The 24,058-nt window shown below is 58.9% G+C and carries 22 protein-coding genes; 10 read left to right on the top strand and 12 right to left on the bottom strand.

The annotated features are described in order from the left end of the window. Nucleotides 1-47: 47 nt before the first annotated feature. Genes KGD89_RS01870 through KGD89_RS01855 form a run of 4 tightly spaced genes read right to left on the bottom strand, consistent with a single transcriptional unit; the run spans nucleotide 48 to nucleotide 2,828 of the window. Nucleotides 48-575: a pilus assembly protein PilP gene (locus tag KGD89_RS01870; RefSeq protein ID WP_025258135.1), complete on the bottom strand. Its 528-nt coding sequence runs from the start codon at nucleotides 573-575 to the stop codon at nucleotides 48-50. After that, the gene (pilO, locus tag KGD89_RS01865; protein WP_025258134.1) at nucleotides 572-1,195 is read right to left on the bottom strand and encodes a type 4a pilus biogenesis protein PilO; all 624 of its coding nucleotides are present in this window, start codon (nucleotides 1,193-1,195) and stop codon (nucleotides 572-574) included. Before pilO ends, KGD89_RS01870 begins: the two co-directional genes overlap by 4 nt. Then, nucleotides 1,192-1,764 carry a PilN domain-containing protein gene (locus KGD89_RS01860; protein WP_025258133.1) on the bottom strand — a complete coding sequence of 191 codons (573 nt, stop codon included), beginning with the start codon at nucleotides 1,762-1,764 and terminating at the stop codon, nucleotides 1,192-1,194. The genes pilO and KGD89_RS01860 overlap by 4 nt, the downstream gene beginning before the upstream one ends. Further along, nucleotides 1,764-2,828 carry a pilus assembly protein PilM gene (locus KGD89_RS01855; RefSeq protein ID WP_025258132.1) on the bottom strand — a complete coding sequence of 355 codons (1,065 nt, stop codon included), beginning with the start codon at nucleotides 2,826-2,828 and terminating at the stop codon, nucleotides 1,764-1,766. The genes KGD89_RS01860 and KGD89_RS01855 overlap by 1 nt, the downstream gene beginning before the upstream one ends. 211 nt (nucleotides 2,829-3,039) lie before the next feature. On the opposite strand from KGD89_RS01855, the gene KGD89_RS01850 reads away from it, so the two are divergent. Both KGD89_RS01850 and KGD89_RS01845 read left to right on the top strand, forming a co-directional pair. Next, on the top strand, nucleotides 3,040-5,478 hold the full coding sequence (locus tag KGD89_RS01850; RefSeq protein ID WP_371874242.1) for a penicillin-binding protein 1A: 2,439 nt from the start codon (nucleotides 3,040-3,042) through the stop codon (nucleotides 5,476-5,478). 116 nt (nucleotides 5,479-5,594) lie between these two features. Continuing rightward, nucleotides 5,595-6,641, top strand: coding sequence for a hydrolase (locus tag KGD89_RS01845; protein ID WP_025258130.1), 1,047 nt, complete (start codon nucleotides 5,595-5,597; stop codon nucleotides 6,639-6,641). A gap of 51 nt (nucleotides 6,642-6,692) precedes the next feature. Here the strand turns inward: KGD89_RS01845 and KGD89_RS01840 are convergent, their stop codons facing one another. Continuing rightward, nucleotides 6,693-7,547 carry a sulfurtransferase gene (locus KGD89_RS01840; RefSeq protein ID WP_025258129.1) on the bottom strand — a complete coding sequence of 285 codons (855 nt, stop codon included), beginning with the start codon at nucleotides 7,545-7,547 and terminating at the stop codon, nucleotides 6,693-6,695. Between the two features lie 50 nt (nucleotides 7,548-7,597). Beyond that, complete coding sequence (locus KGD89_RS01835) at nucleotides 7,598-8,269, bottom strand: TetR/AcrR family transcriptional regulator (RefSeq protein WP_025258128.1); 672 nt, start codon at nucleotides 8,267-8,269, stop codon at nucleotides 7,598-7,600. A gap of 166 nt (nucleotides 8,270-8,435) precedes the next feature. Between KGD89_RS01835 and KGD89_RS01830 the strand changes: the two genes are divergently transcribed. From KGD89_RS01830 to KGD89_RS01820, 3 genes are all read left to right on the top strand, one after another. Continuing rightward, a complete protein-coding gene (locus tag KGD89_RS01830) occupies nucleotides 8,436-9,845 on the top strand; it encodes a coniferyl aldehyde dehydrogenase (protein WP_038399733.1) in 1,410 nt (469 codons plus the stop codon). Nucleotides 9,846-10,003: 158 nt separating this feature from the next. Further along, a complete protein-coding gene (coaD, locus tag KGD89_RS01825) occupies nucleotides 10,004-10,486 on the top strand; it encodes a pantetheine-phosphate adenylyltransferase (RefSeq protein ID WP_025258126.1) in 483 nt (160 codons plus the stop codon). A gap of 88 nt (nucleotides 10,487-10,574) precedes the next feature. Next, on the top strand, nucleotides 10,575-10,826 hold the full coding sequence (locus KGD89_RS01820; RefSeq protein ID WP_025258125.1) for a YfhL family 4Fe-4S dicluster ferredoxin: 252 nt from the start codon (nucleotides 10,575-10,577) through the stop codon (nucleotides 10,824-10,826). Between the two features lie 32 nt (nucleotides 10,827-10,858). Here KGD89_RS01820 and KGD89_RS01815 read toward each other — a convergent pair whose 3' ends face one another. The 3 genes from KGD89_RS01815 to KGD89_RS01805 all read right to left on the bottom strand — a co-directional run bounded on the left by KGD89_RS01815 (nucleotide 10,859) and on the right by KGD89_RS01805 (nucleotide 13,016). Beyond that, nucleotides 10,859-11,197: a hypothetical protein gene (locus tag KGD89_RS01815; RefSeq protein ID WP_025258124.1), complete on the bottom strand. Its 339-nt coding sequence runs from the start codon at nucleotides 11,195-11,197 to the stop codon at nucleotides 10,859-10,861. Nucleotides 11,198-11,291: 94 nt separating this feature from the next. Continuing rightward, on the bottom strand, nucleotides 11,292-12,104 hold the full coding sequence (mutM, locus tag KGD89_RS01810; protein ID WP_025258123.1) for a bifunctional DNA-formamidopyrimidine glycosylase/DNA-(apurinic or apyrimidinic site) lyase: 813 nt from the start codon (nucleotides 12,102-12,104) through the stop codon (nucleotides 11,292-11,294). Between the two features lie 45 nt (nucleotides 12,105-12,149). After that, nucleotides 12,150-13,016: an HDOD domain-containing protein gene (locus KGD89_RS01805; RefSeq protein ID WP_025258122.1), complete on the bottom strand. Its 867-nt coding sequence runs from the start codon at nucleotides 13,014-13,016 to the stop codon at nucleotides 12,150-12,152. A 190-nt stretch (nucleotides 13,017-13,206) separates the two neighbouring features. Between KGD89_RS01805 and KGD89_RS01800 the strand changes: the two genes are divergently transcribed. Both KGD89_RS01800 and ilvD read left to right on the top strand, forming a co-directional pair. Then, nucleotides 13,207-14,403: a class I SAM-dependent rRNA methyltransferase gene (locus tag KGD89_RS01800; protein WP_025258121.1), complete on the top strand. Its 1,197-nt coding sequence runs from the start codon at nucleotides 13,207-13,209 to the stop codon at nucleotides 14,401-14,403. Nucleotides 14,404-14,891: 488 nt separating this feature from the next. Further along, complete coding sequence (gene ilvD / locus KGD89_RS01795; protein ID WP_025258120.1) at nucleotides 14,892-16,739, top strand: dihydroxy-acid dehydratase; 1,848 nt, start codon at nucleotides 14,892-14,894, stop codon at nucleotides 16,737-16,739. Between the two features lie 78 nt (nucleotides 16,740-16,817). Here the strand turns inward: ilvD and KGD89_RS01790 are convergent, their stop codons facing one another. Both KGD89_RS01790 and KGD89_RS01785 read right to left on the bottom strand, forming a co-directional pair. Continuing rightward, on the bottom strand, nucleotides 16,818-17,873 hold the full coding sequence (locus KGD89_RS01790) for an HAD family hydrolase (protein WP_025258119.1): 1,056 nt from the start codon (nucleotides 17,871-17,873) through the stop codon (nucleotides 16,818-16,820). A 210-nt stretch (nucleotides 17,874-18,083) separates the two neighbouring features. After that, nucleotides 18,084-18,596: a dihydrofolate reductase gene (locus tag KGD89_RS01785; RefSeq protein ID WP_025258118.1), complete on the bottom strand. Its 513-nt coding sequence runs from the start codon at nucleotides 18,594-18,596 to the stop codon at nucleotides 18,084-18,086. 103 nt (nucleotides 18,597-18,699) lie between these two features. On the opposite strand from KGD89_RS01785, the gene KGD89_RS01780 reads away from it, so the two are divergent. The 3 genes from KGD89_RS01780 to KGD89_RS01770 all read left to right on the top strand — a co-directional run bounded on the left by KGD89_RS01780 (nucleotide 18,700) and on the right by KGD89_RS01770 (nucleotide 22,048). Next, complete coding sequence (locus KGD89_RS01780; protein ID WP_025258117.1) at nucleotides 18,700-20,079, top strand: DUF2868 domain-containing protein; 1,380 nt, start codon at nucleotides 18,700-18,702, stop codon at nucleotides 20,077-20,079. Continuing rightward, nucleotides 20,072-21,457 carry a GTPase/DUF3482 domain-containing protein gene (locus KGD89_RS01775; protein WP_025258116.1) on the top strand — a complete coding sequence of 462 codons (1,386 nt, stop codon included), beginning with the start codon at nucleotides 20,072-20,074 and terminating at the stop codon, nucleotides 21,455-21,457. Before KGD89_RS01780 ends, KGD89_RS01775 begins: the two co-directional genes overlap by 8 nt. Nucleotides 21,458-21,592: 135 nt before the next feature. After that, complete coding sequence (locus KGD89_RS01770) at nucleotides 21,593-22,048, top strand: YkgJ family cysteine cluster protein (protein ID WP_025258115.1); 456 nt, start codon at nucleotides 21,593-21,595, stop codon at nucleotides 22,046-22,048. 100 nt (nucleotides 22,049-22,148) lie between these two features. Here the strand turns inward: KGD89_RS01770 and typA are convergent, their stop codons facing one another. Next, nucleotides 22,149-23,969 (bottom strand): translational GTPase TypA, encoded by a 1,821-nt coding sequence (gene typA, locus KGD89_RS01765; protein WP_025258114.1) that lies wholly within the window; start codon nucleotides 23,967-23,969, stop codon nucleotides 22,149-22,151. Between the last annotated feature and the right edge of the window lie 89 nt (nucleotides 23,970-24,058).

The raw sequence follows: 24,058 nt of genomic DNA, 5'->3' as shown, positions 1-24,058 counted from the left end.
GATGAATTTCCGTTGTGCGGTGTTAAGCATGCTTGGCCTTGCCCACTTCATGAGCGTTCTTTGAGGGAAATACTGCGCGGCCTTTCAAGCCAGGCCCCCTCTCCATCAGGAACTATTTCAATGACATCGACCTGCGCATCGCTGACCGACACAATCCGGCCGTTATTGCGGCCCAGATAATCACCCACTTTTACGCGATGAACCCCTCCGGCACCGCGCAACAAGGCGAATGTACCCGATTCGTTGCCAATGGTTCCGACCATCTCGAAGGATTCGATATTGAACCCTTCGAGAAACTGCCTGACCCGCGTCTCGTCCGGCTTGACCAGCCGTGAGCCTTTCTGGCGATTGAGCAGATCGATCTTCACCGGAGGCTGGAACGGACTGCGCAGGTTGGCCGCGTTATAGGTAAAGGTTTCATAGGGACGGAACTTGGGCAATGGATCGATATTGCCCGAAGGACGCGTCTTGACCTCATCGACAAAAGCGCTGAGATCGGCGAACTCCTGATCGTTATCACACCCGGCCAGCCCCATCAGGACCACACTGACGCACAGCAGTCGCGCCGCCCTCATTTCTTCAGCCCTTCATCGTTGTAGCGGTAGGTCTTGGCCAGAATGTTCATGCGTAGCTTGGTCTGAGATTTGGGGTCGACCGGTTTGATCTCGAAGTCATGCAGCGTCACGATGCGCGGCAAGCTGGCAACGCCACTGACGAACGTCGCAAGATCGTGATAGCCACCCACGACCGTGATCTGGATCGGCAGCTCGATATAGAACTGCTGGACCCCTTCGGGCAACAGCTTGATTTCCTCGAACTCCAGACCACTTCCCAGGCCTGTACGAGTGATGTCTTCGAGCAGGCCAGGCACCTCGGTGTCACTGGGCAATTGCCGCAACAGTGCGCCGAAGGTGTTTTCCATTTCTTCCATCTGCTTCTTGTAAGGCTCCAGGTTCGCGGCCTGGAAGGCCTTGGTCGACACCTGCTCGCGCAGCATCAGTTCGTTGGCCTGGGCACCTTCGAGCCGGGTTTCCAGCTCCTGGATGAAAAGGAAATAACCCAGCGCAAACACCAGCACCATCACCAGCACGCCGGAGATGGCCTTGACCGCTGCAGGCCAGGAACCCAGGTTGTTGAGATCCAGGTCATTGAGGTCGACCCGGCGAAGCCCTTCCAGCCATTCAGAAAAATTCATGGCTTGGCCCCTTCAACCACAACAACAGGCTGGGTCTGGCGGACCGTCAGTTGAAAGACGTTCGCCTGATCCACTGCACCTGCCGTGGTCGCCTTGACCTCGGTCAGGCTCGGGGAGGCGAGCCAGTCGGAGGCCTCCATGTTGCGCATCAGGTCCGAAACCCGGTTGTTGGACTCGGCAGCCCCGCTGATGGAAATCAATTTGTCGGTCATTTTGACATCTGAAAAATAAACGCCATCGGGCAAGGTCCGCGCCAGTTGATCGAACACCCGGCCAATGATCGGACGATTGCCCTGCAAGTCCTGGATGATCTTCATCCGCTCCAGCAACTGTTTGCGCCGGGCTTTCAGGTCGCTGATTTCCTTGATTCGGATATCGAGCTGGGCGATTTCCTTCTGGATGAATGCGTTGCGTGCTTCCTGATAAGTGATCGCGTTGTTGATGTAGCGATCGAGCAGAAACAGAGCGCCCACCGAGAAAACCAGCACACACACCAGCGCCGTCAGAAAGCGTTTCTTGCGCTCTTCGCGAAGCTCTTCACGCCACGGTAAAAGGTTGATCCGAGCCATCAGTCGAAGCTCCTCAGGGCAAGACCGCAGGCGATCATCAACGCGGGAGCATCACTGGCCAATGCACCGGCGTTGACCTTGGAGCTCAGGGCCATGTCGGCAAAAGGGTTCGCGACCAGGGTTGGCGTGCCAAGACGTTTCTGGATCAAGTGCTCAAGTCCCGGAATGGAAGCCGTACCGCCCGCCAGCATGATGTAGTCGACGGTGTTGTACTGCCCGGCAGCAAAGAAAAACTGCAGCGAGCGAGACACTTGCTGCACCAGAGCATCCTTGAAGGGGTTCAACACTTCACTGACGTAATCGTCGGACAGCCCGCCCTGCTTCTTCGCAAGCCCCGCTTCTTCCATGGACAGGCCATAGCGACGCTGAATTTCCTCGGTCAGCTGGCGCCCACCGAACAATTGCTCGCGGGTATAGATGATGCGCCCGTGATGCAGCACGCTCAGGGTGGTCATGGTTGCGCCGATGTCCACCACGGCAACGGTCAGTTGATCGTGGTCATTGCCCAGTTGGGCAGACAGCAGACCGAAAGAACGCTCCAGTGCATAGGCCTCCACGTCGACGACACGGGCCGTCAGCCCGGCCAGCGCCAAAGCGGCCTCACGTACTTCCACGTTTTCCTTGCGGCAGGCGGCCAGCAGCACTTCGACGCGCTCGGGATTGCGAGCCGAATAGCCCTGGACTTCAAAATCGATGGCGACTTCTTCGAGGGGATAGGGAATGTACTGGTCAGCTTCAAGCTTGAGCTGGTTTTCCATGTCGTCGTCGGACAGACCGGCGTCCATCTCGATGGTCTTGGTGATGACCGCCGAGCCCGCCACAGCAACCGCCACTATTTTGGCGTTCGTCTTGGCCTTGACCAGCACGCGCGACAACGCCTGTCCAACCCCTTCGAGTTCGGCAATATTCTTTTCGACGACGGCATTGGCCGGCAGCGGTTCGACCGCATAAGACTCGACCTTGTAACGAGTGCCGGAACGACTCAACTCAAGGAGTTTTACCGAGGTAGAGCTAATATCGATCCCTAGAAGGGTGTTGGCCTTCTTACCGAAGAGTTCGAACACAACCAGTATTCCTATGAGTTTTCCGCCACTTACGGCGTAATTTTTGGCCTGTGCCATTGTCAACAGCCTTGACAGTAGCGCAAATCACGCCTGGAGACGAAAAATGCTTATAATGCCCGGCGGTTTTTTCGTTTAACAAAGCTTCAAGGCGTGTTCGTTTGTAAATGCCTGCGCTCAACCCATTCTTTTTTGTGGAAATCCAAAAGCCTTGATACGCCTGCTGAAGTTTATCTGGTGGTCTCTCGTAGCAGTATTCTGTGGCCTGCTGCTCGCGCTGAGCGGTGCATTTCTCTATCTGAGCCCGAACCTGCCCTCTGTCGAAGCGCTGAAGAGCATTCAGTTGCAGATTCCCCTGCGCGTCTACAGCAGCGACGGCAAGCTGATCGCCGAGTTTGGCGAGATGCGCCGCACCCCCATTCGCTTTGCCGAAATCCCGCCCAATTTCATCAACGCACTGCTGTCGGCCGAAGACGACAACTTCGCCAATCACTACGGCGTCGATCCAAGCAGCCTGATGCGTGCCGCCACCCAACTGGTGAAAAGCGGCCATATTCAATCAGGCGGCAGTACCATCACAATGCAGGTCGCGAAAAACTTTTTCCTGACCAGCGAAAGAAGCTTTTCACGTAAAACCACCGAAATTCTCCTTGCCTTGCAAATCGAGCGCCAACTGACCAAGGATGAAATCCTTGAGCTGTACGTCAACAAGATCTACCTGGGCAACCGTGCCTATGGCATCGAGGCTGCGGCGCAAGTCTACTATGGCAAATCGATTAGAGATGTAAGCCTTGCGCAAATGGCCATGATTGCCGGTCTGCCCAAAGCACCTTCACGCTTCAACCCGCTGGCCAACCCGACCCGCGCCAAGGAACGCCGCGACTGGATCCTGGGGCGCATGTACCGCTTGGGCAAAATTGACCAGAACGCTTATCAGGCCGCTCTCAACGAGCCCCTCAACGCCAGCTACCACGTCCCGACGCCGGAAGTCTACGCGCCCTACATCGCCGAAATGGCCCGCGCCGAAATGGTCGGTCGCTACGGCAGCGAAGCCTATACCGAAGGTTTCCGCGTCACCACTACTGTTCCGAGCGATCTTCAGGAGCACGCCAACAAGGCTGTTCAGCAAGGCCTGATCGAATACGACCAGCGCCATGGCTATCGCGGCCCGGAAAGCCGCTTCCCGGGCATGACGCCTGCCGGCTGGGCTCAGGAACTGACCAAACAGCGCACGATCAACGGCGTAGAGCCCGCCATCGTCACGCAGGTCGATAAAAACGGCATCCGCGTCCTGACCCGCAACGGCGAAAAAGAAGAAAACGTCGAGTGGAGCAGCATGAAATGGGCTCGCCCTTACCTGAACACCAACAGTCTTGGCGCCAATCCACGTCAACCGGCTGACGTGGCGCATGTCGGCGATCTGGTCCGCCTGCTGCGTCAGGAAGACGGCTCGCTGAAATTCAGTCAAATTCCCGCCGCTCAAAGCGCTCTGGTTTCTCTGGATCCGCAGAATGGTGCCATTCGTGCGCTGGTCGGTGGCTTTTCCTTCGAGCAGAGCAATTACAACCGCGCCATGCAGGCCAAGCGTCAACCGGGTTCGAGCTTCAAGCCTTTCATCTACAGTGCCGCCCTGGACAACGGTTATACCGCTTCGAGCTTGGTGAACGATGCGCCTATCGTGTTCGTCGACGAATACCTGGACAAGGTATGGCGTCCGAAGAACGACACCAACACCTTCCTCGGCCCGATCAGGCTGCGCGAGGCTCTTTACAAGTCCCGCAACCTGGTTTCGATCCGTCTGCTGCAGGCCCTGGGTATCGACTCCACCATGGACTACATCACTCGCTTCGGATTCGCCAAGCAGGACCTGCCGCGCAACCTGTCGCTGGCGCTGGGCACCGCAACCCTGACGCCAATGGAAATCGCCACCGGCTGGAGTGCATTTGCCAATGGCGGCTACAAGGTCAGCTCGTACCTGATCCAGAAGATCGAAAACCGTGACGGTCAGACGCTGTTCCTGGCCAATCCGGCCAGCGTTCCGGCGACAGAGGCCAAGGCAGCCGCCAACACCTCGACCTTTGCGATCCATGACAGTCCGGGCCTGACCACCACGTCACCGGCCTCCGCCACCGAGCCACAGGCACCCGTGGTTGCAGAGCGCATTGTCGACAGCCGCACGACCTACATCCTCAACAGCATGCTGCAGGATGTGATCAAGCGCGGCACAGGGCGTCGCGCACTGTCCATGAACCGGCCGGATATCGCGGGCAAGACCGGTACGACCAACGAATCCAAGGATGCATGGTTCTCCGGCTATAACGCGGATTACGTGACAACGGTCTGGACGGGCTTCGACCAGCCGGAAAGCCTCGGACGCCACGAGTTTGGCGGTACTGTAGCCCTGCCGATCTGGATGGACTACATGAGCGCAGCCCTCAAGGACAAGCCGCCGCATCAACAGGCCGAACCGGATGGCATTCTCAGCCTGCGGGTCGACCCTGTCAGTGGCCGAGCCGCGACCCCGAGCACGCCCAATGCGTTCTTCGAGCTGTTCAAGAGCGAAGACACGCCTCCAAGCGTGAACGAACTGGGCGGCAGCGTACCGGGCAGCCCGCTGCCAGCAGACGAGTCGGCGCCGATCGACCTGTTCTGACGGCCCTCTCGCAGATGAATGCGCTCCTGCTGCAGGAGCGCATTCTCAAGCCACTCAGCCAAAAACCTCTTACATCTCGCACCACTTAATGGCAACGTACGTCTCTGCATTCATTGATGAGCAAGACCGTGTCAGCCAGCCCTCTGCACCCATCCTCGGCAAACCGTTTCGTCCCGGCTTCAGGCCTGGGTAATCCGCACCTGCAAACCTTGTGGGGACCGCTGTGGCGCAAACGAACCCTGCTTGCCCGTACGCGGGAGCGCATGTGGCTGGAGGACGGGGACTTTCTCGATATGGACTGGCATGGCCCCCATGAGGCCGATGCGCCACTGGTGCTGGTCCTGCACGGGCTGACCGGCTCGTCGAATTCGCCTTATGTGGCAGGCCTGCAAAAGGCAATGGCTTCCCAAGGCTGGGCCAGCGTGGCGCTGAACTGGCGCGGCTGTTCCGGTGAGCCGAATCTGTTGTCGCGCAGTTACCACTCCGGTGCCAGCGAAGACCTGGCTGAAGTCATTGCCCACCTGCGAGCCTTGCGCCCTCTGGCGCCACTTTACGCCGTGGGTTATTCACTGGGCGGCAACGTTCTGCTCAAGCATCTGGGCGAATCCGGCACAGAGAGCGGGCTGCTGGGCGCGGTGGCCGTCTCGGTGCCATTCCGGCTGGACGAGTGCGCCAACCGTATCGGCCAGGGCTTTTCCAAGGTCTATCAACGGCACTTCATGCGTGAAATGCTGGCCTACATCCGGGACAAGCAACGACGCTTCCAGCATGAAGGGATGAGCGAAGGGCTGGCAGAGCTGGCCGCCCTGGGCTCGCTGGAGAATATGCGCACTTTCTGGGATTTCGATGGCCGGGTAACGGCGCCCCTGCATGGTTTTGCCAATGCCGAAGACTATTATCGCCGGGCGTCGAGCCGGTATTTTCTGGGCCAGATTCGCACACCGACACTGATCATCCAGGCCGCGGACGACCCTTTTGTCTTTATCCACAGCCTGCCCGAACCCCACGAGCTTTCAGACTGCACGGAGTTCGAGTTGCAGGCCAAGGGCGGGCATGTGGGGTTTGTCGATGGCTCGCTGAAAAACCCCGGTTATTATCTGGAGCGTCGCATCCCGCTGTGGCTGGGCATGGCGTATGAGCGCGACAAGGCTGCTCGCGGATGAATCCCACGATAGAAACCAGCCCTTGTGGGAAGCAGCTTGCTGGCGACAGGGTCATGCCCCCGTCGCAACCTCACGGGCCGGATCGGTAATCCACTCGCTCCATGACCCGGCATACAGCGTACCCAGTGGGTAACCTGCAAGGCACAGGGCAAACAGGTTATGACAGGCCGTCACACCTGAACCGCAGTAGGCGACCAGATCCTTCGGCGAGCGATCCTGTAGCGTCTCGGCAAAGCGCTGCCTGAGCTGATCGGCAGGCAGAAAGCGTCCGTCAGGCCCCAGGTTTTCATTGAAGGCGACGCACTGCGCACCCGGAATATGTCCGGCAACCGGGTCAATGGGCTCCACTTCACCCCGAAAACGGGCTTCGGCGCGCGCATCGATCAGCGTCAGTTCCGGCCGCCCGAGACGGCCCTGCAAACGGCTGGCATTGAGCACCAGGGACATATCGGGCTCGCCGGTGAACGTACCGGGTTTATTGCCCGGCGCATCCAGGCTCAGCGGCAGGCCAGCGCCATGCCATGCTTTCAGACCGCCATCGAGCAGGTAGACACCCTCGCGCTTGCCCAGCCAAGCCAGCAACCACCAGGCACGTGCCGCAAAGGCTCCGGGACCGTCGTCATAGAGCACGATTTCGCTGTCCGGGTTGATGCCCCAGGCTTGAAAGCGCCGCAACAGCGCTTCAGGGTCCGGCAAGGGATGGCGTCCGGTCTTGCCCTTGGTGACAGGACCACTGAGGTCACGCTCCAGATCCGCGAAAGACGCACGATCGATATGACCCTGAGCGTAACTGCGCTGCCCGTAATCGGGATCTTCCAGGGCAAAGCGGCAATCGAGAATCACCAGCCCGCGCTCTCGCTGGCGGGCCGCCAATTGCTGAGGGCTGATCAGTTGCGCGATGGACATGACTCACTCCTGTAAGCAGAAAAGCGAATAGTGGGTGCTGACGATTGCTCTCAGCCGACTTCCCCCAGCACCTTGGGCAGGGCCGTATAAAAAGCAGCGCACAAGGCACTGAATTCTTCACGGGCCTCGGCGCTGATGTAGCCATACTCAAGCATAAGCACCTGATAGACACCGCGTCGAATGGCATCTTCGTTCAAGTGCGTGGAATGTTCACGTGTGGTGCACAGGAAACGCACCCAGGAGGTGAGGATGATCCAGGTATTGAGGGTCAGCGATTCAACCTGCGCCTTGTCCATGTTCAGGACACCCGCCTCGACGAAAGCACTGTAAATCGCCATGGCCTGGGTCAGGGAACGCTGAGAAAAACGCCGATAGCGGGTCGCCATTTCCGGATCGCAAGCCAGCAGGTGCTCAAGGTCGCGGTGCAGGAACCGGTAACGCCACATGCCGTCGAGTATCGCCAGCAAATAGCTACGCTTGTCTTCAACCGTCAACTGCCGCCCCTTGGGAGGAAACAGAAAACCATCCACCAACGCTTCATACTCGTTGAACAGCGAGGCGATGATCGCCTGCTTGTTGGGAAAGTGGTAGTAGAGATTACCCGGAGAAATTTCCATGTGCGCGGCAATGTGATTGGTGCTTACGCTACGCTCACCCTGCTGATTGAACAGCTCCAGACTGACCTGCACGATACGTTCACGGGTTTTGATACGTGGAGCCATACTCAGCTCGATCCCTCAGGTATGTTGGTAGGGAATGGTAGCGCAAGCGGTCGGCATAGATGCAGTGATGTGCGTGAAACCTAAGGGACAAGGGGGACACAGGCCATTTGACTTTATAGAGCAACAGCTCTAAAACACTCGAAAAATCCAGCAAGGAACGCCCCAAATGCCTGACGCCCCCTCTTTTTCCAGCGAACTGGAACACACGTTCGCTCTACAGCGCCAGGCGTTCGCAGCCAACCCGATGCCCTCGGCAGCACAACGCTCGCAGTGGCTCAAAAGCCTGGGTGAACTGCTCAGCGACCACCGTCAGGCATTGATCGACGCCATCAGCAGCGACTTCAGCCACCGCAGCGCCGACGAAACCCTGCTGGCCGAGTTGCTGCCAAGCTTGCTAGGCATCCGGGATGCGCGCAAACGGCTCAAGCGCTGGATGAAACCCTCGCGCCGCCATGTGGGCCTGGCCTTTCAGCCTGCCTCGGCCAAAGTGGTGTATCAGCCTTTGGGCGTGGTCGGGGTTATCGTGCCCTGGAACTACCCACTGTTCCTGGCCATCGGCCCGCTGATTGGCGCCCTGGCTGCCGGCAATCGGGTGATGCTCAAGCTCAGCGAATCCACACCTGCCACGGGCAACCTGCTCAAGCGCCTGTTCGCCCGGATCTTTCCCGAAGACCTGATCGCTGTGGTGCTGGGCGAAGCCGATGTGGGCATGGCCTTCTCCAGACTGCCGTTCGATCACCTTCTGTTTACCGGCGCGACCAGCATCGGCAAGCATGTCATGCGTGCTGCAGCCGAAAACCTGACGCCGGTCACTCTGGAACTGGGCGGCAAATCTCCCGTGATTGTGTCCCGGGATGTCCCACTCAAGGACGCCGCCGAGCGCATTGCGTTCGGCAAGACCTTGAATGCCGGGCAGACCTGCATCGCACCGGACTACGTACTGGTGCCGCAGGATCGGGTGCAGGGTTTCGTCGAAGCCTACAGGCAGGCGGTCCAGGGCTTTTACCCTACACTTGCTGACAACCCGGATTACACGGCGATCATCAATCAGCGACAATTGGCGCGACTGAATCACTATCTGGAAGACGCCGCCAGCAAAGGCGCTGAGGTAATCGCCCTGTACGATCAGGGGCAGGCGCAGCGCATGCCGTTCAGTCTCTTGCTCAACGTCAGCGATGACATGCTGGTCATGCAGGATGAGATTTTCGGGCCGTTGCTGCCTATCGTGCCCTACAGGGATCTCGATGAAGCCTTTGCCTATATCAATCAGCGCCCTCGTCCGCTGGCGCTTTACTACTTCGGCTACAACAAAGCCGAGCAGCAAAAAGTGCTGGAACAGACTCATTCCGGCGGCGTCTGCCTGAACGATACGCTGATGCATGCGGCTCAGGACGACTTGCCCTTCGGGGGCGTCGGCCCTTCAGGTATGGGCCATTACCATGGTCGGGAAGGTTTTCTGACCTTCAGCCAGGCCAAAAGCGTGTTTATCAAGCAACGCTTCAACGCGGCGCGCTTAATTTACCCGCCGTACGGTAAGGCCATTCAGAGACTGGTCTACAAGGTGTTCCTGCGCTGAATAGAGCCATGCTGATGGCCATTGAGATGCCATCAGCCTGATAAAAAATCGCCGATAATCGGCACAATAAAGCCTCACTGGCTACACCTCGACTTGGCCCACCGGGGCGGCTGCGATAACATCCGAGTCCCCAACCGGACTCCGACCAGGACGACGCGATGAACCGAGTGTTGTACCCAGGAACCTTCGACCCTATCACCAAGGGCCACGGCGATCTGGTCGAACGCGCCTCGCGCCTGTTCGACCAAGTGGTCATTGCCGTTGCTGCCAGCCCGAAGAAAAACCCGCTGTTCCCTCTGGAACAGCGTGTAGAGCTGGCACGAGAAGTCACCAAACACCTGCCCAACGTCGAAGTCGTAGGCTTTTCGACCTTGCTTGCCCAGTTTGCCAAGGAGCAGAACGCCAACGTATTTCTGCGCGGCCTGCGCGCGGTTTCGGATTTCGAGTATGAATTCCAGTTGGCCAACATGAACCGACAACTGGCACCGGACGTCGAGAGTCTGTTTCTCACTCCGTCGGAACGTTATTCATTCATTTCTTCGACGCTGGTCCGTGAAATCGCTGCGCTGGGCGGTGATATCAACAAGTTCGTGCACCCGGCCGTGGCCCAGGCACTGACCGATCGCTTCAAACGCTCGTAACGTCGAGGTGCATCGAAGGCGCTAATGCGGCACAATTCGCCGCATTGGTTTTCATACGCCCCGGGACACCCCGCGGCTGGAGTGTTTCATGTCCCTTATCATCACTGACGATTGCATCAACTGCGACGTCTGCGAACCCGAGTGCCCGAACGAGGCCATTTCACAGGGTGAGGAGATCTACGTGATCAACCCGAACCTGTGCACCGAATGCGTCGGTCATTACGACGAGCCTCAATGCCAGCAGGTCTGTCCTGTGGATTGCATTCCGCTGGACGAGAATCGTGTCGAAAGCAAAGACGAGCTGATGACCAAATATCGCCTCATCACCGGCAAGGCATAGCGTTCAAAGGCTGGTGACAAAAGCGCTCTGCATCATTCCTGCTTGCCATATCCATCGCCGGTGCAGCCCAGGCACCTGACGAATGCGGCCTTGCCAGGATCGACCACCAGCGCCTTGCCCGTTGCGCCCAGGTTGCCGCCCGCGGCGGCGAAAGGTGCAGCAATCACGAACAGACCCGTGCCGATGATGGTCGCGGCAATCAGCAATGGCCGGGCGATGATCAGGTCGCCGATCATGGCGAAAGCTGGCGGGGTCTGGATGCTGTAGACCGGGTCACCACTGCCTGGAGGCAGCTCGGCAGCCACGGCAGGTAAAGCCTGTAACCCGACAAGCAGGGTCAAGGTGGCGGCAATAATACGAAACGGGCGCATGGCTTGGTCCTTCAGGTGTCGCAGGTTGGAATGCTGATAACTATAAACAGCACTGGGGCTTAAGCAAGCGGCGCAGTATTTCAAGTATTGAGGATCAGGTCTGGCATTTGGGGCAGTAAACGCTTGCCCGCTGCCCCAGCTTGACCTCACGCAAGGTCGTGCCGCACACCTTGCATGGCTGCTCACCACGGCCGTAGACAAAAAGCTCCTGCTGGAAATAGCCAGGTTTGCCGTCACCACCGATGAAGTCGCGCAAGGTCGTGCCGCCGCGTTCGATGGCGTAGGCCAGGATGCGCTTGATCTCGACAGCCAGCTTCAGATAGCGCGCCCGGGAAATGCCCTTGGCCTCGCGTCGCGGGTCGATACCGGCAGCAAACAGCGCTTCGGTCGCATAAATATTGCCCACGCCGACCACCACCGCGTTATCCATGATGAAAGGCTTCACCGCGATGGACTTGCCTCGGGAGCGCTCGTACAGGCGCTCACCGTCGAACAGATCCGTCAGTGGCTCCGGCCCCAGTCGAACCAGAAGCTCGTGGCTGTGGGGCTCAAGGCTCCAGAGCATGGCACCGAAACGGCGCGGATCGGTATAGCGCAACGCCAGACCGGACTCCAGTTCGATATCCACATGCTCATGCTTGAGCGCAGGCAGGCCAGCTTCGACCAGTCGCAGGTTACCTGACATCCCCAGATGGCTGATGAGCGTTCCGACTTCGGCCTGGATCAGCAGGTATTTGGCCCGTCGGCCGACTTCCACGATACGCTGCCCGGAAAGGCGTACATCGAGGTCTTCGGGGATGGGCCAGCGCAAACGCCGGTCCCGCACGATCACGCGGCTGACACGCTGCCCTTCCAGATGGGGCGCAATGCCACGGCGCGTGGTTTCGACTTCAGGTAATTCAGGCATGGATAACTCGGAGAGGCAAAAGAGGAAAACCGGCAGCGGGCAGAATCAGTTGGCGCCCAGCTCGCGAATGCTTTCCCTGAGGTATTCAAAGTCGTACTCGGACAGACCGACATAGTCCAGCACCAGATGACCGATGCTGTTCCACTCGTGGTCTTCGTCCTGATTGCCCAGTACCCGGGAGGACTCACAGATATGCTCGGCCATTTTCAGGGGAGCCAGGAGATTCTTGAGCGCGGCATTGCGGCTCGTATCATCCTCGAAGATCGCCAGGGCATTGTGGTGGTTGGCGATGGCATTGCAGACATGTTCTGGCAAACGCCAGGACTTGGCAGTGAAATAGCCGACAACGGCATGGTTGGTGTCGAACTTGCTGTTTTCGGTATCCACGATCCGCCAATCGGGACCGGCCTTGGCGTAAGACTCTTCCAGCACCGGCATGTAATCCGGAAAACGCTTGAGCATCAGCGGAATCCCGCAGTCATGAAACAGACCCAGCGCGTAGGATTCGTCCACGGTTTGTGAGCCGATTCGCTTGGCCAGGGTCAGACTGGTGATTGCCACGTCCTGGGCACTGTCCCAGAAACGATTGAGCGTCACGATGGTTTCGTCGCTCATCTCGCCCTTGATCGACTGTGCGTTGATCAGGTTGATGACGGTGCGGCTACCCAGCAGATTCACGGCTTTCTGTATCGATGCAATCTTGTTGGACAGACCGTAATGCGGAGAGTTGACGATCTTGAGCAATGCGCCGGAAAGCCCCGGGTCCTGGGAAATCAACCGCGCAATCACCGCCAGATCAGGATCAGGCATGTACTGCTCCATCTGCAGATCCACCATGATCTGAGGCTGCGGAGGTACGCTGATACCCTGAAGGGCTTGCTGGATCTGCTCGGGGGTCAACTCTTCGGACATAGAAATTTACTCAAGGCCATACAAGGATTCTGCCCGCTTAATGAGAATCGGTCCACCCGCTCGTGGGCAGAAGGCTATGACTTTAGCCAAGTTTCATCATTTACCTCGATTGATGAGGTTAATTGACGGGATGCCCCTCCAATAACCCAATCACAGGCTATAATCCCGCTCTTTTTTCCGGAGCGACGTCATGTCCCTGCCTAGCCTGCGCCTCAAAGCCAACGCCGACCGTCGCCTGCGCGCCGGCCACTTGTGGGTCTACAGCAATGAAATCGATGTAGCCGCCACCCCACTGCACGGTTTTGCAGCAGGTGATCAGGCGTTGCTCGAAGCCGCTGGCGGCAAGCCACTGGGTATCGTCGCCATGAGCCCCAACAACCTGATCTGCGCCCGCCTGCTGTCACGGGACATCAAGCTGCCGCTGGACAAGTCGCTGCTGGTTCATCGCCTGAACGTGGCACTGTCCCTGCGTGATCGCCTGTTCGACAAACCGTTCTATCGCCTGGTCTACGGCGACTCGGACTTGCTGCCGGGCCTGGTGGTCGATCGTTTCGACGACATCCTCGTAGTGCAGTTGGCCTCGGCCACCATGGAGCACCACAAGGAAGACGTGATCGCCGCCCTGGTGCAGGTGCTCAAGCCTAGCGGCATTCTGTTCAAGAACGACTCGGCTGCCCGTGACGCCGAAGGCCTGAACCGCTATGTCGAAACCGTATATGGCGCAGTGCCGGAGTGGGTTGCACTGGAAGAGAACGGCGTGAAGTTCGAGGCCCCTGTCATGCAGGGTCAGAAAACCGGCTGGTTCTACGACCACCGCATGAACCGCGCCCGTCTGGCCCCTTACGTCAAAGGCAAGCGCGTACTCGACCTGTACAGCTACATCGGCGGCTGGGGTATCCAGGCTGGTGCTTTTGGCGCCAGCGAAGTCACCTGCGTCGACGCCTCGGGCTTTGCCCTGGACGGCGTGGAGCGCAACGCTGCCCTGAACGGCTTCGCCGAAAAGATCACCTGCATTGAAGGCGACGTGTTTGAAGCCCTGAAAGAACTGAAAGCCGGCGAAGAACGTTTCGACGTGATCGTGGCCGACCCGCCCGCGTTCATCAAACGCAAGAAAGACCTGAAAAACGGTGAAGGTGCCTATCGCCGCCTGAACGAACAGGCCATGCGCCTGCTCAGCAAGGACGGCATCCTGGTCAGCGCCTCGTGCTCCATGCACCTGCCAGAGGACGACCTGCAGAACATCCTCCTGACCAGCGCCCGCCACCTGGACCGCAACATCCAGTTGCTGGAGCGCGGCGCACAAGGCCCGGATCATCCGGTCCACCCGGCAATCGCCGAAACCCGCTACATCAAGAGCATTACCTGCCGGTTGCTGCCTAATAGCTAAACCATAGTGGCTCTCTTGGCGCTAAAGAGAGCCACTTTCCATCAGTTGAACAACTCGATCGCGGGTTGCAGCTTTAAATCCGCTACTGATCATAAACTGGCCAATGATCGCTACCCGAAATCCAAAGGCGATGACGCTCCCCACTGCCGAGGCATTTGGATCAAAAAATCCACACCATCCGCCTTCAGAACTGCCTTACAGACACAGCTGAATAACCTTACGGCCATGTGCCAGCTCTTACCCCTCCAGGCGCATCAACGACATTCTGAGCAGTAACACCTTCATTCATGCCAACTACGCTCCGACCCGTGTAGAATCGACGCTATTCATCGCCAGTCATCCCCCGGCGGGTTTATGAGCTCAGGCCGAGTGCACGGTGATCCCGTGGTGTTCGGTTTCTTCGCTGCGTCCGGTCACTGCCGTTTGCGTGTAGCGTCAATAGAAGCTCACTCCCCTTACTGATTAGCCTGTTTTGCCGGAGTGCTCCAATGCCTGATTACCGCTCGAAAACGTCCACCCACGGCCGCAACATGGCCGGCGCACGTGCCTTGTGGCGCGCCACCGGCATGAAGGACGAAGATTTCAAGAAACCGATCATCGCCATCGCCAACTCGTTCACCCAGTTCGTACCAGGGCATGTCCACCTCAAGGACATGGGCCAACTGGTCGCTCGTGAAGTCGAACGCGCTGGCGGCGTGGCCAAGGAATTCAATACCATCGCCGTGGATGACGGTATCGCCATGGGTCACGATGGCATGCTGTATTCGCTGCCGAGCCGCGAGATCATCGCCGACTCCGTGGAATACATGGTCAACGCCCACTGCGCCGACGCCATCGTCTGTATCTCCAACTGCGACAAGATCACCCCTGGCATGCTGATGGCGTCGTTGCGCCTCAATATCCCGGTGATCTTCGTGTCCGGCGGCCCGATGGAAGCCGGCAAGACCAAACTGGCCAGCCACGGCCTGGATCTGGTCGACGCCATGGTCATCGCGGCCGACTCCACCGCCAGTGACGAAAAAGTCGCCGAGTACGAGCGCAGCGCCTGTCCGACCTGCGGTTCATGCTCAGGTATGTTCACTGCCAACTCGATGAACTGCCTGACCGAAGCGCTGGGCCTGGCATTGCCGGGTAACGGCTCGACACTGGCAACCCACAGCGACCGCGAGCAACTGTTCCTGACAGCCGGCCGCACCATCGTCGAGCTGTGCAAGCAGTATTACGGCAACAACGATGAGTCGGTTCTGCCGCGCAATATCGCCAACTTCAAGGCGTTTGAAAACGCCATGACGCTGGACATCGCCATGGGCGGTTCCACCAACACCATCCTGCATTTGCTGGCCGCAGCCCAGGAAGCCGAAATCGATTTCGATCTGCGCGATATCGACCGTCTGTCGCGCAACGTTCCGCAGCTGTGCAAGGTTGCGCCGAACATCCAGAAGTACCACATGGAAGATGTACACCGAGCAGGCGGCATCTTCAGCATTCTGGGCTCGCTGGCCCGTGGCGGCCTGCTGCATACCGACCTGCCGACCGTACACAGCAAGACCCTGGCCGAAGGCATCGCCAAATGGGACATCACCCAGACTGACGACGAAGCCGTGCACACCTTCTTCAAGGCAGGCCCGGCAGGCATCCCGACGCAAACGGCCTTCAGCCAGTCGACCCGCTGGCCGAGCCTGGACGACGACCGTGAAAACGGCTGCATCCGCAGTGTCGAGCATGCCTACTCCCAGGAAGGCGGTCTGGCCGTGCTGTACGGCAACATCGCGCTGGATGGCTGCGTGGTGAAGACCGCTGGCGTGGACGAGTCGATCCATGTCTTCGAAGGCAACGCCAAGATCTTCGAGAGCCAGGACAGCGCTGTGCGCGGCATCCTCGCCGACGAAGTGAAAGCTGGCGACATCGTGATCATCCGTTACGAAGGCCCGAAAGGCGGCCCGGGCATGCAGGAAATGCTGTACCCGACGTCGTACCTGAAATCCAAAGGCCTGGGCAAAGACTGTGCCCTGCTGACCGATGGTCGTTTCTCGGGTGGCACCTCGGGCCTCTCCATCGGCCACGCTTCACCGGAAGCGGCTGCAGGCGGCGCAATCGGCCTGGTACGCGATGGCGACAAAGTGCTGATCGACATCCCGAACCGCTCGATCAACCTGCTGGTCAGCGATGAAGAGCTGGCTGCGCGTCGTGCGGAACAGGACAAGAAAGGCTGGAAGCCTGTGGAAGTGCGCCCACGCAAAGTGACCACCGCCCTCAAGGCCTACGCCCTGCTGGCCACCAGCGCCGACAAAGGCGCTGTACGTGACAAGGCACTGCTGGACAAATTGGTGCCATAAAAGCTGCAAGCTACAAGTCAAAAGCTGCAAGTCAAAAGCTTGCGGCTTATGGCTTGCAGCTTATAGCTACACTTCCCCTTACTGAATCTCGTCAGGCTTGACGATCACCCAGTTCTTGTCGGCAGTCACCGGCAAACCTTCCTTGGCCTGAGCTTCGGCGTTGCTCTTGATCATGCCTTCCATCTGCTTCATGTACTTGTCCTTGCGATTGATCCACAGGTGTACGCCGCCTTTGTTGACGTCCACACCATGGAACAACATGTAGCCGTCGCTGGTTGGCGTATCGCCAGCCACCAGGACCGGTTTCTTCCATTGGTCGATGTACGTCAGGATTGCCGCCTGCTTGCCCGCCATCCAGGTGGCCGGGGTCCATAGATAAGGCGTCAGCTCAAGACCAAGGTTGCTCTTCTCGTCGTATTTACCCGCGGTGATCTGCTTGCGGGCAGTGGTCAGCTCGCCGGTTTTTCTGTCCTTGAGCAACATGGTCACGCCAATGACATTCTGCGGTTTGACGTTGTAGCCATACTTGGGATCGGAGGCGACCATCCGCACCAGCTCTTCGGAAGCGGCGGTCATGACATAAACCTCAATGCCGTTTTCCATCAGCTTGTTGAAAAGCTCTTTCTGCCCGGTAAAGATTCGTGGCGGCTCGACATCGAGCTTCTTGACCGCATCGCCCTCGTAGTAGGTCGCCGGGATCGGCTTGCCTGATGCCATCAGCTCGTCGACGTAACCTTTCAGCTCAGCGAGGGTGAAGCCGGAAAACACTTGCGCCACCCAGGGGTAGCAGACCATGTCATCCAGTTCGCAAAGGCGGTAGTAGTAACTGAACAGGCTTTCCTTGTGGTCGGCGGTGTCCTTGAACGGAATCAGCTTCAGGGACGGGTCCAGCTTCTCGCGGGTGATCAGCCCCTTGTTTTCCATGTACGGCAGCAGCGACTCTTCGAGGTCGAAGCGATAGCTGGTGTTGTCCATATCAAAAACTGCGTAATTACCCTTGTTGGCGTTGGCAGCGATCATGGTGTCCAGCGCCTTGGCGGCAGGCTCCGGCCAGTGTTTCAGATCAGTGGCGAAAGCCTGGCTGGCCAGACCCAGGCACAGAGCAGCGGCGAGTATTTTTGGTGCGAACTTCATCTATGGTTTCCCCTGATAAATGTATAGGGCCGACCGTAGCAAAGTGGTGTTACGATTTTCGTGCGTGAACGACCCCGCGTGTTCTGACGGCGTCATGTGCGCATTGGTTCGCGACAGGGATATTTGATTGCGACATTTTTGTGACAGTTACGCGCTCGTCACGAGCGGTTCATTCCCGTCGCACAGGAACGAATCACCCGCGAACACAGCTTAGCGCCGCTCCCAGACCTCAAAACTGTAGGCCGGCTTGTCATCCTGCGCCGGGATCGGATTCTCGGATACCAGCGCCCATTCAGCGGCATCGAACTCCGGAAACCAAGCATCGCCTTCAGGGCTCAGCGCCACGCGGGTGAGGTAAAGCCGGTCGGCATCAGGCAAGCCCTGTGCATAGAGCTGGGCACCACCGATGAGCATCACTTCATCAACGCCCTGCTCCTGCGCCCATTGCTCGGCGCGCACCACGGCGGCTTCCAGGGAAGCAAAGACTTCAGCGCCTTCAAGCTGCAGATCAGCCTGACGACTGACCACCAGATTCAGGCGACCGGGCAGTGGCCGGCCCAGGGAATCCCAGGTCTTGCGACCCATGATGATCGGCTTGCCAAGGGTCGTGGCCTTGAAATACTTGAAATCCCCCGGCAAATGCCAGGGCATGGAATTGTCGACGCCGATCACCCGGTTTTCACCGAGGGCGGCAATCAGGCTGAGAGGGAGATGTTTTTTCATGGCCGCGAGAATAACAGAGCAACGGAACTGATAGACACCACATAGGCCCTAAGCTTCACCGCAACGGTTATGCTTTGTGCTTAATTCATCGAAGAGACGCTGTGTGACTGCTCTGACCCCACTCGATACCCTCTGGCTGACCGAAGCTGTACGCCTGCGAGAAGAACAGGCAGGCCTCCTTGACGACCAGGAAGCCAACCGCCGCGCCCGCGCCGCAGAAGGCGACCTGAACAGCCGGATCAAGCTGCGCGCCCTGTGGCTGGCCGAACGTGACGGCATGGTCAGCGCCCTGCATCACTGGAAGCAAGGCGCACGCCTGGCACTGATCGCACTGATCGTCATCGCGGTTTTCAGCGGCGCGGGCCTGGCCTTTGCAGCCATGGGCAACGGACAGGCACCGGTCAATGTGTTCTGGGCATTGGGCAGTCTGCTCGGGCTGAATCTGGTGCTGCTGATCAGTTGGGCGCTGGGACTGATATTCACCGGGCGCAGCAGTTCGGGCCTGGGCCGGCTCTGGCTGTGGGCCAGCGAAAAACTCGCTCGCGACGCACAGGCCGCCCAACTGGCTCCTGCACTGATTGTGCTGCTGCAACGCCAACGCCTCAATCGCTGGGCACTTGGCTTGCTGGTCAACAGCATGTGGCTGGTTGCCTTGCTCAGCGCCATGGTCATGCTGTTGATGCTGATGGCGACGCGGCGCTACGGCTTTGTCTGGGAAACCACCATTCTGGGCAGCGAAACCTTCGTCAGCCTGACGCAGACACTGGGCATCATCCCGGCCATGCTGGGTTTCAGCACGCCCGATGAGTTGATGATCCGCGCCAGCGGCAATGGCGTACTGAGCCTGGAAAATGCCCGACAGGCCTGGGCTTCCTGGCTGGTGGGCATCCTGCTGGTCTTCGGCATCGTGCCACGCCTGATCCTGGCGCTGTTCTGCCTGTGGCGCTGGAGGCGTGGACGCGCAACCCTGAAGCTGGATCTGGAATTGCCCGGCTACCAGCAGTTGCGCGAACGCCTGATGCCCAGCAGCGAGCGCCTGGGCGTCAACGATGCCGCGCCGCCGCAGCTGCATCGGATACAACCCAACGCGGGTACTGCCAACAGTGAAGGCGCCTTGCTGGTCGCCATCGAGCTGGACGATCAGTACCCATGGCCTCCACAACTGCCGACGGGCGTAGCGGATGCAGGTGTGCTCGATAGCCGCGAATCCCGGCAGAAGCTGCTGGAGCAACTGACTCACTACCCACCGGCACGACTGCTCATTGCATGCGACCCGCGCCGCTCGCCGGATCGCGGCAGCCTGGCATTGATTGCCGAACTGGCCAGGTACGCCGGCCTGACCCGTATCTGGCTATTACCCGCGCCAGTCGGTCAGACGCTTGACCCGCAACGTCTCAATGACTGGCACGCCGCCCTGCAGCAACTGGAGCTGACGTGGAGCGAGGGTTCGCTGGTGAACTGGCTGGAGACAGGCAATGACTGAGCTGAACAAACCTCGCGCACTCAAGCTGGCGGTCGTAGGCCATACCAATGTCGGCAAGACCTCATTGCTGCGCACCCTGACCCGTGACATCGGATTCGGTGAAGTTTCCCATCGCCCCAGCACTACACGTCATGTAGAAGGTGCGCGTCTGTCGGTCGAAGGTCAGGCTCTGCTTGAGCTTTACGATACGCCGGGCCTGGAAGATGCCATTGCCCTGCTTGACTACCTTGAGCGCCTGGATCGTCCCGGCGAACGACTGGACGGCCCGGCGCGACTGGCGCGTTTTCTGGAGAGCAGCGAGGCACGCCAGCGCTTCGAGCAGGAGGCCAAGGTATTGCGTCAGTTGCTCGACTCGGACGCTGGCCTGTACGTGATCGATGCCCGAGAACCGATTCTGTCCAAATACCGTGATGAGCTGGCGGTACTGGCAAGCTGTGGAAAACCGTTGCTGCCGGTATTGAATTTCGTCAGCAGCCCGCAACAGCGCGAGCCGGACTGGCGCGAGGCGCTTTCGCGTCTTGGCCTCCATGCGCTGGTGCGCTTCGACAGCGTGGCGCCGCCGGAAGATGGTGAGCGTCGGCTTTATGAAAGCCTGGCGCTGATGATGGAAAGCGCCCGCCCGCAACTGGAGCGCCTGATCGAGGACCAACAGGCCCAGCGCAAGGCCCGACGGCACAGCGCGGCGCGGCTGATTGCAGAGATGCTGATTGATTGCGCAGCCTGTCGGCGCAGCGTGGACACCGATGCGCAGCAGGAACAGAAAGCTATCGAAGAACTGCGCAAAGCCATTCGCCAGCGTGAACAACGTTGCGTCGAAGCGCTGCTCAAGCTGTATGCCTTCCGCACCCAGGACGCCTCGGCGGCCGACTTGCCGTTACTGGATGGTCGCTGGGGCGACGACCTGTTCAACCCAGAAACCCTCAAGCAACTGGGCGTACGTGTCGGCGGCGGCGTGGCGGCAGGTGCTGCGGCCGGAGCCGGCGTCGACCTGCTGGTCGGCGGCATCACTCTGGGGGCAGCGGCACTGGTCGGTGCCATTGCGGGGGGCGCACTGCAAACCGCCCGCAGTTATGGCGGACGGTTGCTGGGCAAACTCAAGGGGCAACGGGAACTGACCGTAGACGATGCAGTGCTGCGACTGCTCGCGCTCCGACAACAACACCTGTTACAGGCACTGGACGTGAGGGGCCATGCGGCGATGGACAGCATCGACGTGAGCGAGCCTCAGGACAAGGCCTGGCGCGAAGGCAAACTTCCCGATGCCGTGCACAAGGCGCGGGCACATCCGCAATGGTCATCGCTCAACCCCGGCGCAAAATTGAGCCAGGCCGAACGGCAGGAGCAGATCGAGAATCTGGCCAACTCCCGGATCGCGTGATGCCGTCGCGGCCAAGGCTCCTCCCACCACCGTTCAAGAGGGGCACCGGCAGTCGCTTCACTCATTTTTGCCTACGCTAAACCCGCAAGCCCCGGTATGATCGCGCGCCCGATACACCCGGAAGCCTGAACCGAAATGAAATCCACCTTGATCGCAGCCGCAGAGATCGACCGTCTCGATACCTGGGCCAAGTACTCCAGCCATATGTGCGGTGGCTGCATTTCCAGCTGTTGCACCTTGCCGGTAGAAGTGAAGATCAAGGATCTGATCCGCATCGGCATCGTTGACGAGTTCGAGAAAGACGAGCCCGCCAAGAACATCGCCAAACGCCTGCAGAAAGAAGGGATCGTCGAGCGCTTCAACCAGAAGTCCGGGATCTTCACCTTGCAGCGCATGAGCAACAACGACTGCCTGTATCTGGATCGCAAGAGCCGCCTGTGCACCATCTATGAAAAGCGCCCGGACACCTGCCGCAACCACCCGAAGATCGGCCCGCGCCCAGGGTATTGCGCGTACAAGCCCAAGGCCGTCGAGCGCCAGAACAGCGGCGCGCTGAACTCGAATTCAGGCCGCGTCCCCCTGAAGTTCTGATCAACAGCTTTCGCTCCCACCACCAGCGCCAGACACCCGGCATAAAAAAACGCCCCCGGCCTTTCGACCGGGGGCGTTTTCATTCAGCCGGGGCTAGATATCAAGCCTTGGCTTTCTTGGCAGCGCGGGTACGCTCGCTTTCGTCGAGGATCTTCTTGCGAAGACGGATCGACTTTGGAGTGACTTCGCACAGCTCGTCGTCCTGGATGAATTCCAGAGCCTGTTCCAGAGTGAAACGAACAGGTGGAACCAGAGCGATGGTTTCGTCTTTACCCGAAGCACGCATGTTGTCGAGCTTCTTGCCCTTGGTAGGGTTGACGCCCAGGTCGTTGTCACGGCTGTTCAGACCAACGATCTGACCGTTGTAGATTTCCTGACCGTGCTCAACAAACAGCTTGCCGCGCGCTTGCAGGGTTTCCAGGGAGTAGGTCAGTGCCTTGCCGGTTTCAACCGAAACCAGAACGCCGTTCTGACGGCCGGACATGTCGCCAGACTTCATCACGTCGTAACGGTCGAAGATCGAGGTCAGGATGCCTGCACCGGAGGTCAGGGTCAGGAACTCGTTACGGAAACCGATCAGGCCACGAGCCGGGATGTTGTACTCAAGGCGAACACGGCCCTTGCCATCCGGGACCATGTTGGTCAGGTCGCCTTTACGCAGACCCATTTGCTCCATGATCGAGCCTTGTGCATCTTCCGGCAGGTCGATGGTGACGTTTTCGTACGGTTCATGTTTCACGCCGTCAACCAGACGGATGATCACTTCCGGACGACCTACGGCCATTTCGAAGCCTTCGCGACGCATGGTTTCGATCAGAACCGAGAGGTGCAGCTCACCACGGCCGGAAACCTTGAACTTGTCAGCCGAGTCGCCTTCTTCAACGCGCAGAGCAACGTTGTACAGCAGCTCTTTGTCCAGACGCTCCTTGATGTTACGGCTGGTGACGAACTTGCCTTCTTTACCGCAGAAAGGCGAGTCGTTGACCTGGAAGGTCATCGAAACGGTAGGTTCGTCAACGGTCAACGGCACCATTGCTTCCACGTTCAGCGGGTCGCACAGGGTGTCGGAGATGAACAGCGAATCCATACCGCTGATGCAAACGATGTCGCCAGCTGCAGCTTCTTCAACGTCGATGCGATGCAGACCGTGGTGACCCATCAGCTTCAGGATACGACCGTTACGGCGTTTGCCGTCGGCGCTGACCGCTACAACCGGAGTGTTCGGCTTGACGCGACCACGAGCGATACGGCCAACACCGATAACACCCAGGAAGCTGTTGTAGTCCAGAGCGGAGATCTGCATCTGGAACGGACCGTCACGGTCAACAGACGGCGCAGGTACGTTGTCGACGATCGACTGGTACAGCGGGGTCATGTCTTCAGCCATGTCGGTGTGGTCCAGACCGGCAATACCGTTCAGGGCCGAGGCGTAGACGACTTTGAAGTCCAGCTGTTCTTCGGTGGCGCCCAGGTTGTCGAACAGGTCGAAGATCTGGTCCAGAACCCAGTCAGGACGCGCGCCTGGACGGTCAACCTTGTTGATGACCACGATTGGACGCAGGCCGGCTTCGAAAGCCTTCTTGGTCACGAAACGGGTTTGCGGCATAGGGCCGTCTTGAGCGTCAACCAGCAGCAGAACGGAGTCAACCATCGACATCACGCGCTCTACTTCACCGCCGAAGTCGGCGTGGCCCGGGGTGTCCACGATGTTGATGTGGTAGCCGTTCCAGTTGATCGCGGTGTTCTTCGCGAGAATGGTAATACCGCGCTCTTTCTCCTGGTCGTTGGAGTCCATGACGCGCTCGTCGTTGAGCTCGTTACGCTCCAGAGTGCCGGACTGACGCAGCAGTTTGTCTACCAGGGTGGTTTTGCCATGGTCAACGTGAGCAATGATGGCGATGTTACGTAGATTTTCGATCACTTGTGTATCTCGATCAGAGGATTCGGTGAGCTGACTGTGGTCAGGCAGCAATTAACATTGAGTCGGCAAAAGCCGTTACGGCTTGACGA

It is taken from the genome of Pseudomonas cichorii (assembly GCF_018343775.1).
In the GTDB taxonomy this organism is placed as follows: Bacteria; Pseudomonadota; Gammaproteobacteria; order Pseudomonadales; family Pseudomonadaceae; genus Aquipseudomonas; species Aquipseudomonas cichorii.
Note: the sequence above shows the minus strand (reverse complement) of the source record. Positions and strands in the feature narration are given on the sequence as shown.

Coding starts and splice junctions, on each gene's coding strand:
- KGD89_RS01870 (WP_025258135.1), bottom strand. CDS start 575: ATGAGGGCGGCGCGACTGCTGTGCGTCAGTGTGGTCCTGATGGGGCTG.
- pilO (WP_025258134.1), bottom strand. CDS start 1,195: ATGAATTTTTCTGAATGGCTGGAAGGGCTTCGCCGGGTCGACCTCAAT.
- KGD89_RS01860 (WP_025258133.1), bottom strand. CDS start 1,764: ATGGCTCGGATCAACCTTTTACCGTGGCGTGAAGAGCTTCGCGAAGAG.
- KGD89_RS01845 (WP_025258130.1), top strand. CDS start 5,595: ATGAGCAAGACCGTGTCAGCCAGCCCTCTGCACCCATCCTCGGCAAAC.
- KGD89_RS01840 (WP_025258129.1), bottom strand. CDS start 7,547: ATGTCCATCGCGCAACTGATCAGCCCTCAGCAATTGGCGGCCCGCCAG.
- KGD89_RS01835 (WP_025258128.1), bottom strand. CDS start 8,269: ATGGCTCCACGTATCAAAACCCGTGAACGTATCGTGCAGGTCAGTCTG.
- KGD89_RS01830 (WP_038399733.1), top strand. CDS start 8,436: ATGCCTGACGCCCCCTCTTTTTCCAGCGAACTGGAACACACGTTCGCT.
- coaD (WP_025258126.1), top strand. CDS start 10,004: ATGAACCGAGTGTTGTACCCAGGAACCTTCGACCCTATCACCAAGGGC.
- KGD89_RS01820 (WP_025258125.1), top strand. CDS start 10,575: ATGTCCCTTATCATCACTGACGATTGCATCAACTGCGACGTCTGCGAA.
- KGD89_RS01815 (WP_025258124.1), bottom strand. CDS start 11,197: ATGCGCCCGTTTCGTATTATTGCCGCCACCTTGACCCTGCTTGTCGGG.
- mutM (WP_025258123.1), bottom strand. CDS start 12,104: ATGCCTGAATTACCTGAAGTCGAAACCACGCGCCGTGGCATTGCGCCC.
- KGD89_RS01805 (WP_025258122.1), bottom strand. CDS start 13,016: ATGTCCGAAGAGTTGACCCCCGAGCAGATCCAGCAAGCCCTTCAGGGT.
- KGD89_RS01800 (WP_025258121.1), top strand. CDS start 13,207: ATGTCCCTGCCTAGCCTGCGCCTCAAAGCCAACGCCGACCGTCGCCTG.
- ilvD (WP_025258120.1), top strand. CDS start 14,892: ATGCCTGATTACCGCTCGAAAACGTCCACCCACGGCCGCAACATGGCC.
- KGD89_RS01790 (WP_025258119.1), bottom strand. CDS start 17,873: ATGAAGTTCGCACCAAAAATACTCGCCGCTGCTCTGTGCCTGGGTCTG.
- KGD89_RS01785 (WP_025258118.1), bottom strand. CDS start 18,596: ATGAAAAAACATCTCCCTCTCAGCCTGATTGCCGCCCTCGGTGAAAAC.
- KGD89_RS01775 (WP_025258116.1), top strand. CDS start 20,072: ATGACTGAGCTGAACAAACCTCGCGCACTCAAGCTGGCGGTCGTAGGC.
- KGD89_RS01770 (WP_025258115.1), top strand. CDS start 21,593: ATGAAATCCACCTTGATCGCAGCCGCAGAGATCGACCGTCTCGATACC.